The organism is Bacillus nitroreducens, from assembly GCF_964021195.1.
On record NZ_CAXHYI020000001.1, the window covers coordinates 308,507 to 326,461 of the forward strand.

The following is a 17,955-nucleotide window of genomic DNA, read 5'->3' on the forward strand; positions in this document are numbered from 1 at the left end:
TACTTATAACATGGTACGAATGCATTATACAGAATGTTAAAAGATATAAGCCTTATACTATCCAGAATGTAAAAGCAAAAAAAGCGAAAGATTGGTTCACAAGATCTTGTGACATTCTCTTCGCTCCTCTATTATACTAATTTGTCATTTTTTTAATAATCTTAGCTGGATTTCCGCCTACGACAACATTATGAGTGACATCCTTTGTAACGACTGCTCCAGAAGCAATCACAACATTGTTTCCAATTGTCACTCCTGGATTGATCACCGCCCTACCACCAATCCAAACATTATCCCCAATTGTTACTGGCTTACCAAATTCTATACCTGATGTTCGTTCAATAGGGTCTAGTGGATGGGTTGCGGTATAAATGTGTACACCTGGTGCGATAAAACAGTTAGCGCCAATTCTAATTTCACAAACATCTAAGAACACGCAATCAAAATTTGCGTAAAAATTTTCGCCAACATGGATATTGTACCCGTAATCACAACGAAAGGTTGGTTCAACATATAAACTTTTTCCCGTTGATCCAAAAAGTTGTTTTAATAAATTGGTTCGTTCTTCATCATCTGTTTCAATAGTTTGGTTATACAGTCTCGTCAGACGGCGTGCGTTGATTCGATCTTTTACTAATTCAGGGTCTGTTGGATTATACATTTGGCCATCTATCATTTTTTCTTTTTCTGTTTTCATTTGTAAAACTCCTTTTCAATATACAATAACGAAAGCATACCAAAGTTTTACCACTTTTTTAAAAGAAAAGGGATGAAACCCGATTCGTTCCACCCCAGTTTTGCTATCATCATGAATTTGTATGTGTTTTTATGATGTTTTTTGCTACAAATTCTTCGATTAATGCAGTAGCTTCTTCTATTTTTGTTACATGCAATACTTTACTTCTTTCCTCTGGGATTTGTTCAGCTGAATGGTGGTATCTCGGGTCGTAATAATATTCTAAAAGTAATCTTACAGCTGAATGATACTCACCAGATTCAAGGTCTCTTTCAATTTGAGCAGCAATTGGTGTATGAATTCTCTTTTTAATACGTTGGAATGCAGACATGCATTCGTTTGGAAATTCCCACGGACGGTAATCTTCAATAATGTTTTGCACTCGTTCCTCCATAGGCAAATCAATAAAGATGTGGTATCCTTCATCATCCTTCAATTTCAAGATAAAGTCAGGTAATAAAGCTCTACCTACTCGTTTGCTTTCTGCCTCTAACAGCACATACGGAGTATCTTTTAACTGAAGTACACGCTCCACTAACATCAAATCAAACACTTTTTGAGTATGCGGCTTTTTCCCAACCATCCCAAAGATTGACCCACGATGATTTGCCATACCTTCTAAATCAATCACTGGGTACCCTTTTTCCTGAAGCTTACGTAATATTTTTGTTTTACCCGTTCCAGTATATCCATTTAAAACAAACGACTTAGGTTTAAATTCTCTCGCTAGCTCATCTAATTGATCGACAACCCACGCACGATATCCATGGATTCCACCGATCAATCGTTTTGCTTTCATTCCCATTAAATCAACGAGCGTTGCGGATGTTTTACTGCGCATACCACCACGCCAGCAATAAATAACCTTTTCCTCTTCTGGTAGTTTTTCAAACTCTCTTATAAAAGCAGGAAGTTTTGCAGATACGACTTCAAGTCCCTTTTCCTTTGCTGCATCAGGACTAACTTGTTTATAGATTGTGCCAATTTCCGCACGTTCTTCATCCGTAAAAATGGGGATATTCACACTACCAGGTATATTCGAGTCGGCAAATTCAGAAGGAGAGCGTACATCCACAATCGCTAGTGGTTTCTCTTTCTGTAGTTTCCGAAGTTCATCAACTGAGATATCTTGAAACATCCATGATCTTCCCTTCAAAAGTGTCTATCTACACTATATCCACATTCTCTTTCCTCTATTATAAAACAGAATCAGGCTGGAAGCGTAAAAAATGCAATTACAAGACATTTTGGAAATGATAGAATAAATAGTAACTACGCTTACGGAGGTTTTCTTATGCTCATTCCGTCTCTTGCAAAAAAAATTATAAAAGAGGTTCGTAGGTTAATCGACGAGGATATCATCATTGTTGATGTATATGGAACGATTCTTGCGAGCACGAATCATAGTCGAGTCGGAAACTTTCATGAAGGTGCACTCCTAGCAAGCAAAGAGCGAAAGAACATGATCATTACAAAAGATATGGAAAGCACGCTGCAAGGTGTCAAAGCTGGTATCAATCTCCCAATCTTATTTAAGCAAAAAGTGGTTGGTGTGATTGGGATTACTGGAAATCCTGAAAAAGTAGAAGCCTATGGCGAGCTATTGAAAAAAATGACCGAGCTCTTAATCCAAGAAAGCTACTTTGCTGAACAAATGGAATTGGAATCTCGAACACTGGAAACCTTTGTATTTGACTGGCTCCAAGATAAAGATCAAACAGATGAATTTCTGAAACGTGCGGAGCATTTACATATAAACCTTCACCTTAAACGGCAAGTGGCGATTGGTTCTGTTAAAAGTGATACAGGAGCTCCACTCCGCGAGATCTCGAACCGACTGCAACAAAGCTCCCTTTTACATGAAAACGAAATATATGTAAGATGGGGAAATGAACGGTTTCTCCTCCTGTTCGAGAACCGGTCGAAGGAAGACATACAAAAAGTCCTTCAAAAACTAAAATTGGAATTAGATCGGACTTTTTCGATTCAAGTTTCATTTGGGATTGGTAGTGAGGATTATTCCATACGAAAATCATTTGATGAAGCCGAGCGTGCCCTTCAAGTTGCCAAACGGACCGATTCTATTCAATTCGATGATGAATTAAAATTAGAGATGCTAATCCATGAAACTAGCAACAAAGTGCAAAATGAGTATGTAAAACGGACTATTGCTACACTGATCATAGAAGATTTTACATTAGTTGACACGTTACTTGAATTTATTAAACAAAACCAATCTCTTAAAGAAACGGCTAAGTCTCTTCATATACATGTCAATACCCTATCCTACCGATTAAACAAAATCGAGGAATATACTGGCTTACATCCTAAAAACTTTACCGATTTAGTCACACTTTATCTCGGGATTTTATTTTTAGATAAATCCACAAAAAATAATTAATAACCACTTGTTTTTTTGTAGGTTTCTACATAGCGGATTTTTCCGCTTTTTTTTATGCTTATAGATAAGATTAATATTTGGAGGCGTTTACATGATTGATAAAAAAGTAAAACAACAATTCATAAAGATTGTCGGTCCTGAAAATTTTGATGATACAAGCACTGGACGGCTCGTGTACTCGTACGATGCGACCCCACAATTTCAATCTATGCCTGATGCAGTCATTTCCCCTCGAAACAAACAGGAAGTAGCTGAAGTCGTCAAGATTTGTAATGAATATAAAATCCCGATTGTACCACGTGGTTCTGGTACGAATCTTTGTGCAGGTACATGCCCTACGGAAGGTGGGATTGTCCTGCTTTTTAAGCATTTAAATAAGATTCTAGAAATCGATGAAGAAAACTTAACAATTACGGTTCAGCCTGGTGTGATTACACAGGAGATTATTAATGCCGTTGAAGCAAAGGGTTTATTTTATCCACCTGACCCAGGTTCAATGAAAATCTCAACAATTGGCGGAAATATCAATGAGAATTCTGGTGGACTACGTGGCCTCAAATATGGGGTAACACGTGATTATGTAATGGGGCTTGAGGCGGTATTAGCAAATGGCGATATCATAAAAACAGGTGGCAAACTTGCGAAAGATGTTGCAGGTTATGACCTGACTCGCCTGTTTGTCGGTTCTGAAGGGACTCTAGGAATTATTACGGAAGCTACTCTAAAACTCATACCGATGCCTGAAACAAAGCAAACAATTCTTGCCCTTTATGAGGACCTTGAAGCAGCCGCAAAGTCCGTTTCAAAAATTATTGCTAGTAAAATCATCCCCATTACGCTTGAATTTCTTGACCAACCTACCCTTGAAGCTGTAGAAGCCTTTGCGAAAATTGGTCTTCCAACCGATGCAAAAGCGATCCTACTAATTGAACAAGATGGTCCTGCAGAAGTTGTCGAACGAGATATTGCTAGAATCATAGAAATTTGTAAAGAAGAAAATGCTGTTTCAGTAAAATCAGCTGAATCAGAAGAAGAAGCTGAAGGCTTGCGGACAGCCAGACGTGCGGCCCTTTCCGCCCTTGCTCGCTTAAAACCGACTACCATTTTAGAGGACGCTACCGTACCTCGCTCTGAAATCGCCAATATGGTAAACGCAATTGGACAAATCGCCAAAAAATATGACTTAAATATTTGCACGTTTGGACATGCGGGTGATGGAAACCTCCACCCGACTTGCTTAACCGATGTACGAGACCGAGATGAAATAGAACGGGTTGAAAAAGCATTTGAAGAAATTTTTGAAAAGGCGATTGAACTTGGCGGTACCATTACAGGCGAACATGGTGTTGGTGTAATGAAGGCACCTTATCTTGAGATGAAGCTAGGTGTTGCTGGGATTGCTGCTATGCAGGCCATTAAATCGAGTCTTGATCCAAACAATATTATGAATCCTGGTAAAATGTTTGCGAAGGATTCAAGAAAACGTGTGGTGGTTTCAAAATGACAACATTGCAGGAACAACAAACAATCAAGGACGTATTCAAGTCTCGAATGGATGAAAATGAGCTCTTAAATTGTATGCGCTGTGGATTCTGTCTGCCAACCTGTCCAACATATATTGAATCAGGGTATCAAGAATCCCATTCGCCACGCGGACGAATTGCGCTAATGAAAGCCGTTGTAGACGGACTCATTGAGCCAGATGAAGACTTTGAAAAATCATTAAATATGTGCTTAGGCTGTCGCGCCTGTGAGCCTGTTTGTCCATCTGGTGTGAATTACGGACACCTTTTAGAAGAAGCTAGAGATATTGTCAATCAACACAAGAAGCATTCTTTACCCGTGAAGGCGGTTAGAAAGACCGTTTTCGAAGGTTTATTCCCACATCAGAATCGGATGCGTACATTAACTGGATTACTCGGAGTTTATCAACGATCTGGTATGCAAAAAGTCGTTCGAAAAAGTGGTCTCATGAAGTTTTTACCTGATAGTTTAGCAACCATGGAACGCGTCCTCCCAGATGTACCAACCTTAAAGGAATTAAAAACTCGACCCTACCACCTTGAACCGATTGGTCCTAAAACAAAGAAGGTCGCCTTTTTCTCAGGTTGCTTAATGGATACGATGTTCATGAAAACAAATGACGCCACAACAAAACTCCTTCAATTAGCTGGCTGTGAGGTTGTCATTCCAAAAACTCAAGCCTGTTGCGGAGCCCTACACGGGCATAGTGGCGAAAAAAATAAAGCAAAAGAACTTGCGAAACAAAATATTGTCGCTTTTGAAGAAATCGAAGCAGATTATATTATTACAAACGCAGGTGGCTGTGGTGCCTTTTTAATTGATTATGAACATCTTCTGAAAGATGAACCAGAATGGGCAGAGCGCGCAAAAGCATTTTCAAAAAAACTAAAAGACATATCTTCTGTTTTAGTTGAATTAGAGTTTCATAAAAAAGAGCTGTCCTTGCCTGCACAGGTTATTACCTATCAAGATTCCTGTCATTTACGAAATGTGATGAAGACCGCCTCAGAACCAAGAATGCTCTTACAAGCAATTGAAGGTACATCCTATATGGAAATGAACAAAGCAGACAGCTGCTGTGGTTCTGCTGGTATCTATAATATTGTCGAATCTGAAATGTCTATGAAAATATTAGATTCAAAAATGAAGAATGTGAAAGACACTCAAGCAAAAACCATTGTTACGGCAAATCCTGGCTGTTTGTTGCAAATGAAGCTTGGGATTGAACGGGAAGGATTATCCGATAAAATGAGGGCGGTTCATATTGTCGATCTATTGCTTGAAGCAGTTGAACACTAACAAAGGAAGCCAAGAATCGTCTGCGTATTCGAGAGACGTTTCTTGGTGATTTAAAATCCTAATTATCCTGATTGGTTTGCGACCTAAAAATCAATTCTGAAACGGTTACAAATTCATATCCGTCATTTTCCAATATGGTCAGGATTTTATCCAGTGCTTTAATTGTTTGGCTACGGTTTCCACCTGAATCGTGAAATAAAATAATGTTCCCTGGCTTAATACCCTTGATTACACGATTCGTTATGGCCTGTACACCTGGATTCCTCCAATCTTTTGTATCTTGATGCCATGACCATAGAACAACATGATGTCCATTTTCAGCAGCCGTATTAATAATATGCTTATTATAACTCCCACCAACAGGGCGAAAAAGCGTAGGACTGAAACCTGTTATTTCCTTAAGAGCTTCAGATGTTTGGACGATTTCCTGTTCGAGCTTTTCTGTATCACGTATGATATGCAAGTGATGAAAGGTATGATTTGCAATTTCATGCCCCTCTAATACTTCGCGACGAATGATCTCAGGATATTTTAAAGCATGTGATCCCACAACAAAGAAAGTGGCTTTCGCATTATGTCTTGCTAAAACATCTAAAATCTCAGGTGTATAAAGTGGATTTGGACCATCATCAAATGTGATGGATACCATCTTTTCATCTGTCTTTACTTCCCATGTCACTTTTCCTGTCTTTTCAAGTTCAAAACGTTCTGTTGCCATTGCAGGAGATTGATGAATCATTACTAATAGAACAAACAAAAAGATGTATCTCCTCACAAAAGTTCCCCCTTTTGTTAAGCTTTATTGGGTAGTTTGTGGATTTTTTTTGAAAATTATCAGGAATATTCTATAAGAAGTAGTATTTATCTTGTTGCATGGTTTCCAATAAAAGGTGGTGCCAGTCAAATATCCTTTCACCAGCAACTTACAAAAAAAATGACGAGACTAACTCTCGTCACTAGAGTGGGATGCTGACTCCGATTTAAGAAAATATTTTTCAGCATAATATTTCGTGACCGATAAGTATTCGCGGCAATATGCTTTTATCTTCGTGACTTGCGGTGTTTTTGCAGGCAATCCCTCCACCAGTAATCCTGCATCCTCCGCAATTTGAATTGATCGATAAAGATGGTAATCATTGGTTACAACAATCCCTAATTGTGCATCTTTTGGTATAAATCGCTTTGAAAATTTGACATTTTCATAAGTGCTCGTCGATTGGTCTTCAAGGTAGATTCTTGATTCTGCAATTCCTTTCTCCACAAGCGCGCGTCTTATCGCTTCAGCTTCTGTAATTGCCTCACCTGGACCTTGCCCGCCTGAAGCAATAATAATCGTGTTCTTATTCTCCTTCGCATATTCTGCAGCCGCATCAATACGGTACTTTAATGACAGTGATGGAGTTTCTCCATTCACTTTTGCCCCAAGTATGATTAAATAATCAGCATGTTTGGATGGCACTACATCAACATACTGAGAGATTTTATAATGAATTCTTGCGAAATAAATGATACCAAAAATACAAATGATTCCAATAAATAACAGCATTCTTTTCCTCTTTTTCAAATAGTCACAACCCCTTTAGGGTTATTCTATCATTATAGCAAATGATGAAAAAAGGAATATTTTTAAAATCGAGTAGGAGGAGGTGATTAACCTCCGACCTCTCACACCACCGTACGTACGGATCCGTATACGGCGGTTCAATTTTATACTAAGCATGTACTTTCATGTAGTGTTCTCTACACGAGATTAGCCCAAACTGGGCTAATCTTTTATTTGTTATAGTTGTAGTAAGCACCCACGAATAGGCAATGCGGACTGCTCCTTTACTTGTATGGCTATATTGGTATGCATTATGTTTGTTCATTCCAAGTTTGATTAAATTTTTCCTGCGATTTTTGGCTGTTTTCCATTTCTTCCAAATGCAAGTTCTTAATCGTACTCTAATGTGTGAATCTATATCACCTAACAATGTTTTCATATAGCCAATTTTAAAGTAGTTCACCCAGCCTCGTGTTAGTTGATTGATTCTTTCAACCTGATACTTCGTATCAACACCCCAGTTTCTCCGTGTTAGTTGTTTCAACCTAAACTTGAAGTTTTCTACTGACTTTTGATGTGGTTTTGCTTTGTACAAATCCATTTGATAATCTTTAAAGAAACCGAATCCTAGAAATTTCATGGAGGGGTCATTTGGTCTTGTCACTTTCGTTTTACTGGCATTAACAATCAAGCCTAGTTTTTCTTCTATGAACCTCGTAATTGACCTCATCACTCGTCTCGCAGACATCTCGCTTTTGACCATAATAATGCAGTCGTCAGCATATCTAACAAAACGGAGACCTCTTCTTTCAAGTTCCATATCCAACTCGTTAAGCATGATATTGCTGAGTAAGGGTGATAAGTTTCCTCCTTGCGGAGTTCCTATGACTGTTTCTTTATAGTCTTCGTTGATTTGTACTCCACTCACTAAGAACTTACGAATTAGTGAGATGACATCACCATCGTCTACTGTTTTTGATACAAGGTTCATTAGTCTATCATGGTTGACCGTGTCGAAGAAACGTTCTAGGTCAATATCTACAATCCAATCGTGACCCTCGTTTAGAAATTCTAAAGCTTGTACTATAGCCATCTCTGCATACCGACGTGGTCTGAATCCATAACTATATTCACTAAATTGCCTATCAAATATGGGTGTAAGTACTTGTGCAATTGCTTGTTGGATGACTCTGTCTTTGACCGTTGGTATTCCCAAGAGCCTAACTCCGCCGTTTGGCTTAGGAATCTCCACTCTTAATACGGGAGAGGGTTGATACTTTCTTTGGCGAATTTGTGAGATGATTTCATCCTTATTTAATGCCATATATGCCCCTAATTCCTCTACGGTCATTCCATCTACACCAGCTGCACCTTTATTCTTTTTCACCTGCTTGAATGCCAGGTTAAGATTATCCCTGTTTAGAATTCTATCCAGTAGTTTTTCCTCGTACATGCTTGTTATTTCCTTTCTGTCTCGTGAAGGCGGTATCCACTTTGTCGCTTATGTGCCAGTGGTCTATTTCCTCTTCCAATCGAGATTTCTATAACGATAAAATTGTTCAGCCCTTCGCTCCTTCTAACTTTCATTAGACATCTTCACTACTACGGCTTCTGCTGACTTCTCACTATCCAGTCTTATATCTCTATAAGATTTTGGTATAGCCTAGTGAGACCTCCCCAGTTAAGGTACGAACTCTTTCCCTCCATCTATCTGCCATATTTACAACGTATGAAACTAATGTAGCTATTGGACTTTAACTTCTTATGCAGTCTTATCCTCATACGTTGCCTCCTATATGGTTTCTGTTCGTCAGACCGGAGGTTTGCCTCGAGCTTCCTTCAGATTCCACGTCGCCATGAACACCCTTGCTTTTGGCTATGTGCTTACCGCTACAAGGTCGCACTCGGGACTTTCACCCGTTAGAGTTCGCCCATGCTGGGCGAACATAAAAACGTGCCTTTATTAGAGGCACGAGGTTAGTTTAGCCAATTTGGATTTTCTTCGGTATTTTGATTATGTATTATGCTGTCCAAATCGGACCCAGTTTGTTCAAGTAAATCCTGTGCAGTCACTTTTGAAACATAGCCCAATTCGCGTTTAGCATTTTCAATTGACCACGGTTTGCCTTTGTTATCAGACACTCCGTAATAGGTGCCGAACTTCATTTTTGTTTGAATTGCTAAATCAAACAACTGAATCAGATCAACATGACTTAATAAGGTTTTATGGAACCGTTCAACCCTTTGGACATCCTTCATTTCATCATGTCTTACACTTCCAATTCGTATATTAATAACTGAAAGATTGTTTTCTCTCTCATACGCAAAAATATGGCCAAGATTTTCAGAAGCCAACTTAAGCGTACCGTATAAATTTCGCGCATAAGGATAATCATCCACTGTGATTTCACGACCGAGTGCCGAAATCCCATCTTGTTCATAAAAATCTGTCACATGATTGCTACTCGCATAAACCACCTTTGGAATCCCAAGCTCTACCGCTGCTCTTAAAATGTAGAAGGATGAAAGAAAATGAATTTCAGTCTTTTTCTGAAACTGTGTAACACCTTTAAAATCATTCTCCGTTTTAACATTCAGCAAATTGATGAGCGCATCTGAATCTGGTGGAATCTTACCTATCAATTCATCAGCATTCGTCGCATCCACCTCGATGTGGTCTGGATAGTTGTCAACCTTTTTATCAAGGATGATAATCTCGTATTTGTCTTGAAGTCCTTCCTTAAGAATCGACCCAACTACCCCATTTCCACCGATGATAGAAATCTTCTTTTTCATGCTATCACTCCTTTAACGTGATAAGGCTTTAACATCCTTAGAAGGATGCTTCAAGTACGACTGTACTCCGTTGGGGACTTCATCTTGCTTATGAGGGAACTTTCGAATACGTCTCAACTATGTTCGGGACTTCATCGGCCAGATGAAGAGGATTTCGACTTGTTTTTTTTTCCGCTTTTCCCCTTCATCAACTTTATGAAGAGGAATTTCACCTTGTTTTTGCCATGTTTTCCTCTTCATCGATCTTATGAAGAGGATTCTCACCTTATTTTTGCTTTATTTTCCCCTTCATCGGCCTGGTGAAGAGGAGTTCGACTTGTTTTTTATCCACTTTTCCCCTTCATCAACTTTAAGAAGAGGAATTTCACCTTGTTTTTGCCATGTTTTCCTCTTCATCGATCTTATGAAGAGGATTCTCACCTTATTTTTGCTCTATTTTCCCCTTCATCGGCCTTATGAAGAGGATTTCGACTTGTTTTTTTTCCGCTTTTCCCCTTCATCAACTTTATGAAGAGGAATTTCACCTTGTTTTTGCCATGTTTTCCTCTTCATCGATCTTATGAAGAGGATTCTCACCTTATTTTTGCTTTATTTTCCACTTCATCAACTTTATGAAGAGGAATTTCACCTTGTTTTTGCCATGTTTTCCTCTTCATCGATCTTATGAAGAGGATTTACACCTTATTTTTGCTTTATTTTCCCCTTCATCGGCCTGGTGAAGAGGAGTTCGACTTGTTTTTTATCCACTTTTCCCCTTCACTGGCCTGATGAAGTGGATTTCCACCTTATTTTTATCCGCTTTTCCCTTTATCAACTCTATGAAGAGGATTTACACCTTATTTTTATCCGCTTTTCCCCTTCATTGGCCTTATGAAGAGGAGTTTTCACCTTGTTTTTGCCGTGTTTTCCCCTTCATCAACTCTATGAAGAGGAGTTTCACATTGTTTTTATCCGCTTTTCCCCTTCATCAACTCTATGAAGTGAATTTCCACCTTATTTTTGCCATGTTTTCCTCTTCATCGATCTTATGAAGAGGATTTTCACCTTATTTTTGCTTTATTTTCCCCTTCATCGGCCTTATGAAGAGGAGTTTCACCTTGTTTTTGCCGTGTTTTCCCCTTCATCGGCCAGATGAAGAGGATTTCGACTTGTTTTTTATCCACTTTTCCCCTTCATCAACTCTATGAAGAGGAATTTCACCTTGTTTTTGCCATGTTTTCCCCTTCATCAACTCTATGAAGAGGATTCTCATCTTATTTTTGCCATGTTTTCCTCTTCATCAACTCTATGAAGAGGATTTTCACATTATTTTTACTATGTTTTCCTCTTCATTAACCTTATGAAAAGGATTTCCACCTTATTTTTATCCGCTTTTCCCCTTCATCAACTTTATGAAGGGGGTTTCAACCTTGTTTTTATCGTCTTTTCCTCTTCATCATCATTATGAAGAGCTTTTCAACCTTAATCTAACTACAATTTCTTCTTCATCAACCTTGGTGATGGGCCTTTAAACACCTACAATTTTATTAGAGCTAACAAAGTAGAGTTGCTTATCTGCTACTTTTTCTCCTGTCATTCTTTCCCAAATCAAACCGTATAATTCAATTTGGTTGCGGTAGTAATTTGTGAGTTCTGGTAGTTGTGTAAGATCCTTTGGACGGTCTGTCTTATAATCGACAATCTTCCATGAACCATTGTATCTATACACGAGGTCTATGATTCCACTAACAAACACAGTTCCAGCATCCTGTTCCTCTTTTTCTACTAGTTTATATAACGGATCCTCGGAATCAATCTTGAGGGTAAATGGAACCTCTGTTAACACATGGTCTGTTAGTTGAAGTTCTGCCCAAATCGTCGATTGCTTAAACTGATTGACAGCCTCCACGATCTCATCCAAACGCCCTACTGACATTTCATATCTTTTCAGTGTTGCCACAGAAATTTCTTCTACTTCTTCCCCTTTTACAACATATTCGAAAACCTCATGGATGACCGTTCCCCATGTTTGTCCTCCACCTTTCTCACGTTCAATGCCAAGGGTAAAAATGTCCTGTTTTTCATCCGTTGGCCTATATGTTGAAAAGGAGGGTTGTTTCCGATCATTGATCCAGTCTTGCAATCCAAGTGTTGCTTTTTCAAATTCTTCTCGAGTTACGTTTTTCTCCACAATTTCAGTGTCTTCCATTTTCCATTCAGGGATTTCGATTTCCTCGAGCTCAGGCATCCCCTCTATCAGTAGGCTCCATGGATTTTTATTATTTTTTGATTGGAATGTACTGATAATCATTGCCTTTTCCGCCCTTGTGGCAGCAACATACAGAACACGAATTTCTTCAGCCAATAAATATGCTTCCTCTGCAACCGAGTAATCTTCCCATTGTTGGGGCTGAGCAACAGATTTCATGGTGAATCCATACCTTCTCCCAAACATAAAATAGCCAGTAGCACTTTTATCCTCACGTTTAATGTGTGACCATATTTTTTGACGGTTTTCAGGCTTCTTCCCAGGATGGGCTAAAAACACGATGGATGCTTCTAGCCCTTTTGCTTTATGAACATTCATAATTCGGACGGCATTCGCCCCCTCTTCGAGATTGACGACATCTGTTTTACCTTCTACTTTTGTCTTTAACCATTCAACAGCTTGACTGAAAGTTGTTGGCTCTTTTTCTTCCAAGGCCCTTAGTCCTTTCGTCATTTGTAGGAGATTAGTGAGTTCTCTTTTTCCGTACCCTTTTACATGAAAAAGTGAGTACAATCCAACATCTTCAATGATTTTCTCAATCGCCACAGCTGGTGATAAAGTATTTTTCCACTTCACATATTGTTGTAGCTTTGATAGTGCGTCTTGAAAATGCCTACTTGTCTCATCTGCCAATTTCTCTGGAATTTTCGCATAGATGGAAAATGTTCCGCCAGCCTGACTCCATTGAAATAGTTCTTCGTCACTAAGCCCAAACCACACACTTCGAAGAACGGCAACGAATGCAACTTGATCAGTTGTATCAACAAGCGAATTGAGCAACCGAATGAGGTCTTGAAATTCAGGTATGGTGCCGATGTCCATCTCTCCACTGACACTTACAGGTATTCCAGCTTCCTCTAACACACGTGCATACACATCAATTCCGTCTTTTTGTCTCGTTAAAATCATACATTCACCTGGTTCATGACCGTTATTGATTAAATGTTTGATATATGCAGTTATGCTCTCGGCATCCATTTCCACAGTAATCGTTTTGTTTTTGGCATAATCATCTGATAAAACGAGCTTTCTTATCCCCATTCCATCAGAATCCTGCCCCTCTTTATAGGAATAAAGTGGACGATAGGCCGCCTGATGAACGGTTTCAGATTCGGGTAAGTGCTCCTGAAAGACAACATTTAATTGACTTGTAATCGTGTCGACCGTCCTGAAGTTCATCACAAGTTGGAGCACTTCACCACCACTTGCACTTATTAATTCTTTTACTAGATTGTAAATATCAATGTCTGCACGTCGAAAGCGATAGATGGCTTGTTTTGGATCACCTACTACAAATAGCGAACCTAGACGAGGCTTACACTGGGTCCAGATTGTTTCTGTAACATCTTCACCTGTCAGATAAAACATGATTTCGGCTTGAATTGGATCCGTATCCTGAAACTCGTCTACCAGTAACCGCTTGTATCGCTGTTGAAAATAAGTACGCACTTCGGAATTTTCTTTTAACAATGAAGCAGTTGCCATTAATAAGTCTTGAAAGTTCATCAAGGACCGCTCTTGTTTGATTTTTTCATACTCGATAAGAGCCTCTATACACAAATCAATCACAAATGGGTGGCAATATTCACTCCACTTTACTAGCAATGGCTGTATGTGCACCTCAAAGAAATCTAAGATTCGGGCTTCATATTCTTTCGCATCTTCTTTTGAAGTCCATTTGTACTGACTTACGTTGAATTTTTTGTCAAATAATTGAAAAATGGTCACCATTAAAGAATCGGATTTTTCATTGTATCTCGTTTGAAGAAGCGCTTGTTCAATTGCTTCCTGGAGTTTGTCTGGACCTTTCGGGATCTCCTTTGGAATACAACGACTTGCTTCTTTTAATAGAGTGATAAAACGATGAAACACATCCTCAAGGTTTGGCTTTTCCACTGTCTCACTCGCCCACTGAACGTCTGGATAATTTTTTATTTTACAAAAATATTCGGATAAATCCTTGTCCACTAGACCTAATTCTTTCAGCTTTCTCGCCTTCTTTGGGTCAGTCTGTTCCAGCTTTTGTGTGTAAATAAACCAAGCAGCCTCGGCTATTTTGTCATCTTCTGCATCTTTTAGTTCTGAAAAATTGACATCAAGACCAGCCTCGACTGGACGTTCTCGTAATAAACGGGCACAAAAAGAGTGAACCGTACCAATAAATGATTGTTCAATATTTTGCAACGCTTCCTCAAGTAGGCATCTTCTATCTGGATTTGATTCCTCTTTACACTTTTTTTCGAGCATGGTTAAAAAACGGGTTTTCAGTTCATCCGCCGCCTTTTTTGTAAATGTAATCGCGACAATCTCACTCATTTTTGCGGTACCCGTATAGATAAGATTCACCATACGGTCAACTAAACTTGTTGTTTTTCCAGAACCCGCTCCTGCTTCCACAAGAAAGTTTCGATTCAATTCATACATAATTTTATCCCTAGCATCTTGATCCACAATTACCTTACTCATAGGCTCTCACCCCCAAAAAGCTTTTTAGCCCCTTAGCTGCCCCGTCTTGTTGTTTTTGTTTTAATGTGTTTTTCTCATAAGTAGATCGTCTGCAGATGCTTTTAAACTCACAGAATGTACAATCCATCTCATCATCCGTCATCGTGAAATGCCCATGTTCTACAACTGAAAGGAGCTTGTCTAGAATGTCTTTTCCATTTGTTCGTGTCGTTTCTTTCTGTTCTCGCACAAATCGTTTTCCTGCTCCTTTTCTTGTTGGAAAGAAATAAGAGCTTTTTTTCACTGTTCCAGCATCCATCCCCAAATGGGCCTCAGCAGCAAGTGTATAAAGAAGATGTTGGAGCTGCCTTCCCCCTTTAAAAAACTCATTCGTTTTATAGCCCCAACTGCTTCCCGTTTTATAATCAATGATATGGTAGGTACCATCTGGTAATTGATCGACTCGGTCAATTATGCCTCGTACATGAACCGTTCCAGACGGCAACTCAATTACTGCAGGTGAATCTTCACCAAAGGAATATTCAAAATACAAAGGTTCACCTGATTCGCTACTTTCCTCTTCAATTCGTAAAAATGTCTCACACGACGCCATGATTTCTTCTGATTCTAGTCTTTCCGTTCGCGCATTCGGTGGTGGAATAAGTTTTTTTACTTTGCTTAGTTTTTCTGTTGCTACTTGCAATAACAGTCTGCGATGTTTGTCGAACGATGGCCTTTCCTTCCGCGATTTGAGATCACGGTAAAATGTCTCGAAAATTTCATGTAATAACGTCCCTCTTGTTTTTGCATCCAACCATTTCGTTGGGTCATAGGAATCATCCTCAATCACCTTTATCCGTAAGACATGTTCTATAAAGTAGGCATATGGACATTTTGCGAGCTTTTCTAGTTTCCCCGCTGAAATCGTAATCTCTTGATTTTTCCGAGGATCTAAATGCGTTGTATCACTTTCAATATTCCCTTCATACACAGTAAAAGCAGGATCCTGTCTCATTTGTTCTGCATGTAGCCCTCTCGTAATAGTTGAAAAACGCTCTAAAAAGGAATCATTTAGCTTTTGGTTTTGCGAGTTTTTGATTTTCCGTGTCCACCAATCTTCCCTATCCAGTAGATGATTCGGATCGACAACTCGCACGTTCTTTTGTAAGGTCTTAAAATCCGCCAAATAATCTCCCGTTTGGATTCGATAGCATTGTAAGAATAAATAGGATGGTGAAACGGTGCGATTTTCATTCAAATTGAACCTACAAAAACTTGCCGTAATCTCCTTGTTTGCTGATGAAGCAAATACCTGTAACATCAAATAAAGATTACGCTTAACCTTCTCCTTCTCAAGCGGAAGAAGTCGACCTATTTTTTCTCTTTCTATATCTAAAAGGAGTGGGTCCTCCCCAGATTTCCCAGGAAAACGTTGATTGTCCATCCCCACAATAAACACATTCTCTCGATTCATGTAAATGCCATTACGGTAACTGGTCATATGGATAAATCCAGGCTTTGGTCGCGACTTTCCAACTTGGAGGGATAAAAAATCTTCCTTAAATTTTTGATAGATTTCTGACATACCATCATTTGCGTATGGCAGGAGATTATTCATTCGTTCAAGTAATGTCTCTTTTGCCGCTAGGTCATATCCTGAAGACACGCTAGCATATTTTTCCAGAATATAAGAAACAGCATGAAATAAATCCCGATAGAGAATTGTCCCATCACTTTGAACATTTGGCATGTGTTTGATTACCTTCGTAAACCAGTTATAGATCCACTGATAATCGCGAAAACGGTCGTCTGACTCGATGAATGAATCCATTTTATGTTTCATTTGTGTGAGGTAACGATCTTGTCCCCAGCCAATATTGGCTCCTCTAAGAACACTTGCCCATTTAGCTTTTGTTGGTGCCTCCTCCCCGAAATCGATTAAATTTTCCTGAAGAAGGTGTATAAAAGCTGGAACACTATAAAACTCCTTCATCCAATTAAGAATGCCTGCCACTAATTTTCCAGGACGAGTCAAGCCGATTGGTATACCTTCTCCAAAGGTGACGGGTAACCCCAGCCTCTCAGCAAGATGAAACATGGCCGTTACATATCGAGGGCTCGACGTGTAGAAAATGGCCGCTTCATCAAACTTGATCTCTTTTTCCTTGATTTTATATAACACTTCTTTAAGCTCTTCTTCTTCTGTTTGTGCAGAGAATAATGATAGATTCTGAACTGTTGTTGGTGAATTCTCGAGATCATAGAGATAACTTAATGGTGTGTCATCTCCGAACTTCACTTTTGAAAATACTGAAATCTCTGGTGTTTGAATTCCTCGAACCGCCTCAATTGGTAAGTGATAGTAGATTTCAGGTCGTACACTTTTTAAAAATTCCTCTTGTAAAAACGTTGTCCTTAAGTCGCTTTGAAGGATAAATACTTGATTTCGAGAATGGTATTTTCCGCATGCATTTCGATAAAGTTCTGCAACATCTGCCATTTTGTATGTTTGAAGTAGCTGCTCATATGACTCTAGTATCCGGTACATATCCTCTCCTTTAGCAGGGGAAATAAACCATTCAATTGAAAGCGAATCGCTCGTATATCCTGCTAGACGAAGACTTTTGATGGTTTGATACATGGCTCGGCTTAAGGTTGATGTAATTTCAACCTCGCCAAAATATCGAAAGGTAGGTTTGAGCTTCGTTAATAGTGAATAAAGAAGATGAGATCCTACTGCATCGTTGATGAGTTGACTTTGTTGTATGGATGAGACATCGCATGCAAGATCCTTAATTGTTTTCATTTTGAGGTTCACTATATGGTTGTTTTTTCGTGTAAACTGTCTAATGATTTGCTCGCCAATCATATAAGAATCCACGATAAGAATTTTTTCAGTTAGCTCATGTTGTTTGCATATGGATTCGAGGTGTTTGATCAGAACATCCATTGTTTCCACTCTC

The 17,955-nt window shown here is 39.0% G+C and carries 12 protein-coding genes; 3 read left to right on the plus strand and 9 right to left on the minus strand.

What is annotated here, in order from left to right; genetic code table 11:
• Nucleotides 1-136: 136 nt before the first annotated feature.
• Entirely contained in the window at nt 137-697 is a 561-nt protein-coding gene (locus tag ACWPVE_RS01600; protein WP_453990245.1) for a maltose acetyltransferase domain-containing protein, read from the minus strand.
• Nucleotides 698-806: 109 nt separating this feature from the next.
• Entirely contained in the window at nt 807-1,874 is a 1,068-nt protein-coding gene (mnmH, locus tag ACWPVE_RS01605; RefSeq protein ID WP_453990247.1) for a tRNA 2-selenouridine(34) synthase MnmH, read from the minus strand.
• 156 nt (nt 1,875-2,030) lie between these two features.
• Between mnmH and ACWPVE_RS01610 the strand changes: the two genes are divergently transcribed.
• From ACWPVE_RS01610 to ACWPVE_RS01620, 3 genes are all read left to right on the plus strand, one after another.
• The gene (locus ACWPVE_RS01610; RefSeq protein WP_453990249.1) at nt 2,031-3,137 is read left to right on the plus strand and encodes a CdaR family transcriptional regulator; all 1,107 of its coding nucleotides are present in this window, start codon (nt 2,031-2,033) and stop codon (nt 3,135-3,137) included.
• A 91-nt stretch (nt 3,138-3,228) separates the two neighbouring features.
• A complete protein-coding gene (gene glcD / locus ACWPVE_RS01615; protein WP_453990251.1) occupies nt 3,229-4,641 on the plus strand; it encodes a glycolate oxidase subunit GlcD in 1,413 nt (470 codons plus the stop codon).
• Nucleotides 4,638-5,960, plus strand: a complete 1,323-nt coding sequence (locus tag ACWPVE_RS01620) for a (Fe-S)-binding protein (protein ID WP_453990252.1) — start codon at nt 4,638-4,640, stop codon at nt 5,958-5,960. The genes glcD and ACWPVE_RS01620 overlap by 4 nt, the downstream gene beginning before the upstream one ends.
• Before the next feature lie 58 nt (nt 5,961-6,018).
• On the opposite strand, the gene ACWPVE_RS01625 is transcribed toward ACWPVE_RS01620, so the two are convergent.
• The 7 genes from ACWPVE_RS01625 to ACWPVE_RS01655 all read right to left on the minus strand — a co-directional run bounded on the left by ACWPVE_RS01625 (nt 6,019) and on the right by ACWPVE_RS01655 (nt 17,942).
• Nucleotides 6,019-6,699: a polysaccharide deacetylase family protein gene (locus ACWPVE_RS01625; RefSeq protein ID WP_453990830.1), complete on the minus strand. Its 681-nt coding sequence runs from the start codon at nt 6,697-6,699 to the stop codon at nt 6,019-6,021.
• 204 nt (nt 6,700-6,903) lie between these two features.
• Nucleotides 6,904-7,524 carry a YdcF family protein gene (locus ACWPVE_RS01630; RefSeq protein WP_453990254.1) on the minus strand — a complete coding sequence of 207 codons (621 nt, stop codon included), beginning with the start codon at nt 7,522-7,524 and terminating at the stop codon, nt 6,904-6,906.
• Between the two features lie 148 nt (nt 7,525-7,672).
• Complete coding sequence (gene ltrA / locus ACWPVE_RS01635) at nt 7,673-8,956, minus strand: group II intron reverse transcriptase/maturase (protein ID WP_453990256.1); 1,284 nt, start codon at nt 8,954-8,956, stop codon at nt 7,673-7,675.
• Nucleotides 8,957-9,480: 524 nt separating this feature from the next.
• Nucleotides 9,481-10,299, minus strand: a complete 819-nt coding sequence (locus ACWPVE_RS01640; RefSeq protein WP_453990258.1) for an NAD-dependent epimerase/dehydratase family protein — start codon at nt 10,297-10,299, stop codon at nt 9,481-9,483.
• 1,040 nt (nt 10,300-11,339) lie between these two features.
• Nucleotides 11,340-11,462 (minus strand): hypothetical protein, encoded by a 123-nt coding sequence (locus tag ACWPVE_RS01645; RefSeq protein WP_453990260.1) that lies wholly within the window; start codon nt 11,460-11,462, stop codon nt 11,340-11,342.
• A 344-nt stretch (nt 11,463-11,806) separates the two neighbouring features.
• The gene (locus ACWPVE_RS01650) at nt 11,807-15,013 is read right to left on the minus strand and encodes a UvrD-helicase domain-containing protein (RefSeq protein ID WP_453990262.1); all 3,207 of its coding nucleotides are present in this window, start codon (nt 15,011-15,013) and stop codon (nt 11,807-11,809) included.
• On the minus strand, nt 15,006-17,942 hold the full coding sequence (locus ACWPVE_RS01655) for a PD-(D/E)XK nuclease family protein (RefSeq protein ID WP_453990264.1): 2,937 nt from the start codon (nt 17,940-17,942) through the stop codon (nt 15,006-15,008). The genes ACWPVE_RS01650 and ACWPVE_RS01655 overlap by 8 nt, the downstream gene beginning before the upstream one ends.
• Between the last annotated feature and the right edge of the window lie 13 nt (nt 17,943-17,955).

Excerpts from the sequence above, each read along its gene's own strand:
- mnmH (WP_453990247.1), bottom strand. The coding sequence starts at position 1,874 with ATGTTTCAAGATATCTCAGTTGATGAACTTCGGAAACTACAGAAAGAG.
- ACWPVE_RS01625 (WP_453990830.1), bottom strand. The coding sequence starts at position 6,699 with ATGATTCATCAATCTCCTGCAATGGCAACAGAACGTTTTGAACTTGAA.
- ACWPVE_RS01610 (WP_453990249.1), top strand. The coding sequence starts at position 2,031 with ATGCTCATTCCGTCTCTTGCAAAAAAAATTATAAAAGAGGTTCGTAGG.
- glcD (WP_453990251.1), top strand. The coding sequence starts at position 3,229 with ATGATTGATAAAAAAGTAAAACAACAATTCATAAAGATTGTCGGTCCT.
- ACWPVE_RS01600 (WP_453990245.1), bottom strand. The coding sequence starts at position 697 with ATGAAAACAGAAAAAGAAAAAATGATAGATGGCCAAATGTATAATCCA.
- ACWPVE_RS01640 (WP_453990258.1), bottom strand. The coding sequence starts at position 10,299 with ATGAAAAAGAAGATTTCTATCATCGGTGGAAATGGGGTAGTTGGGTCG.
- ACWPVE_RS01655 (WP_453990264.1), bottom strand. The coding sequence starts at position 17,942 with ATGGATGTTCTGATCAAACACCTCGAATCCATATGCAAACAACATGAG.
- ltrA (WP_453990256.1), bottom strand. The coding sequence starts at position 8,956 with ATGTACGAGGAAAAACTACTGGATAGAATTCTAAACAGGGATAATCTT.
- ACWPVE_RS01650 (WP_453990262.1), bottom strand. The coding sequence starts at position 15,013 with ATGAGTAAGGTAATTGTGGATCAAGATGCTAGGGATAAAATTATGTAT.
- ACWPVE_RS01620 (WP_453990252.1), top strand. The coding sequence starts at position 4,638 with ATGACAACATTGCAGGAACAACAAACAATCAAGGACGTATTCAAGTCT.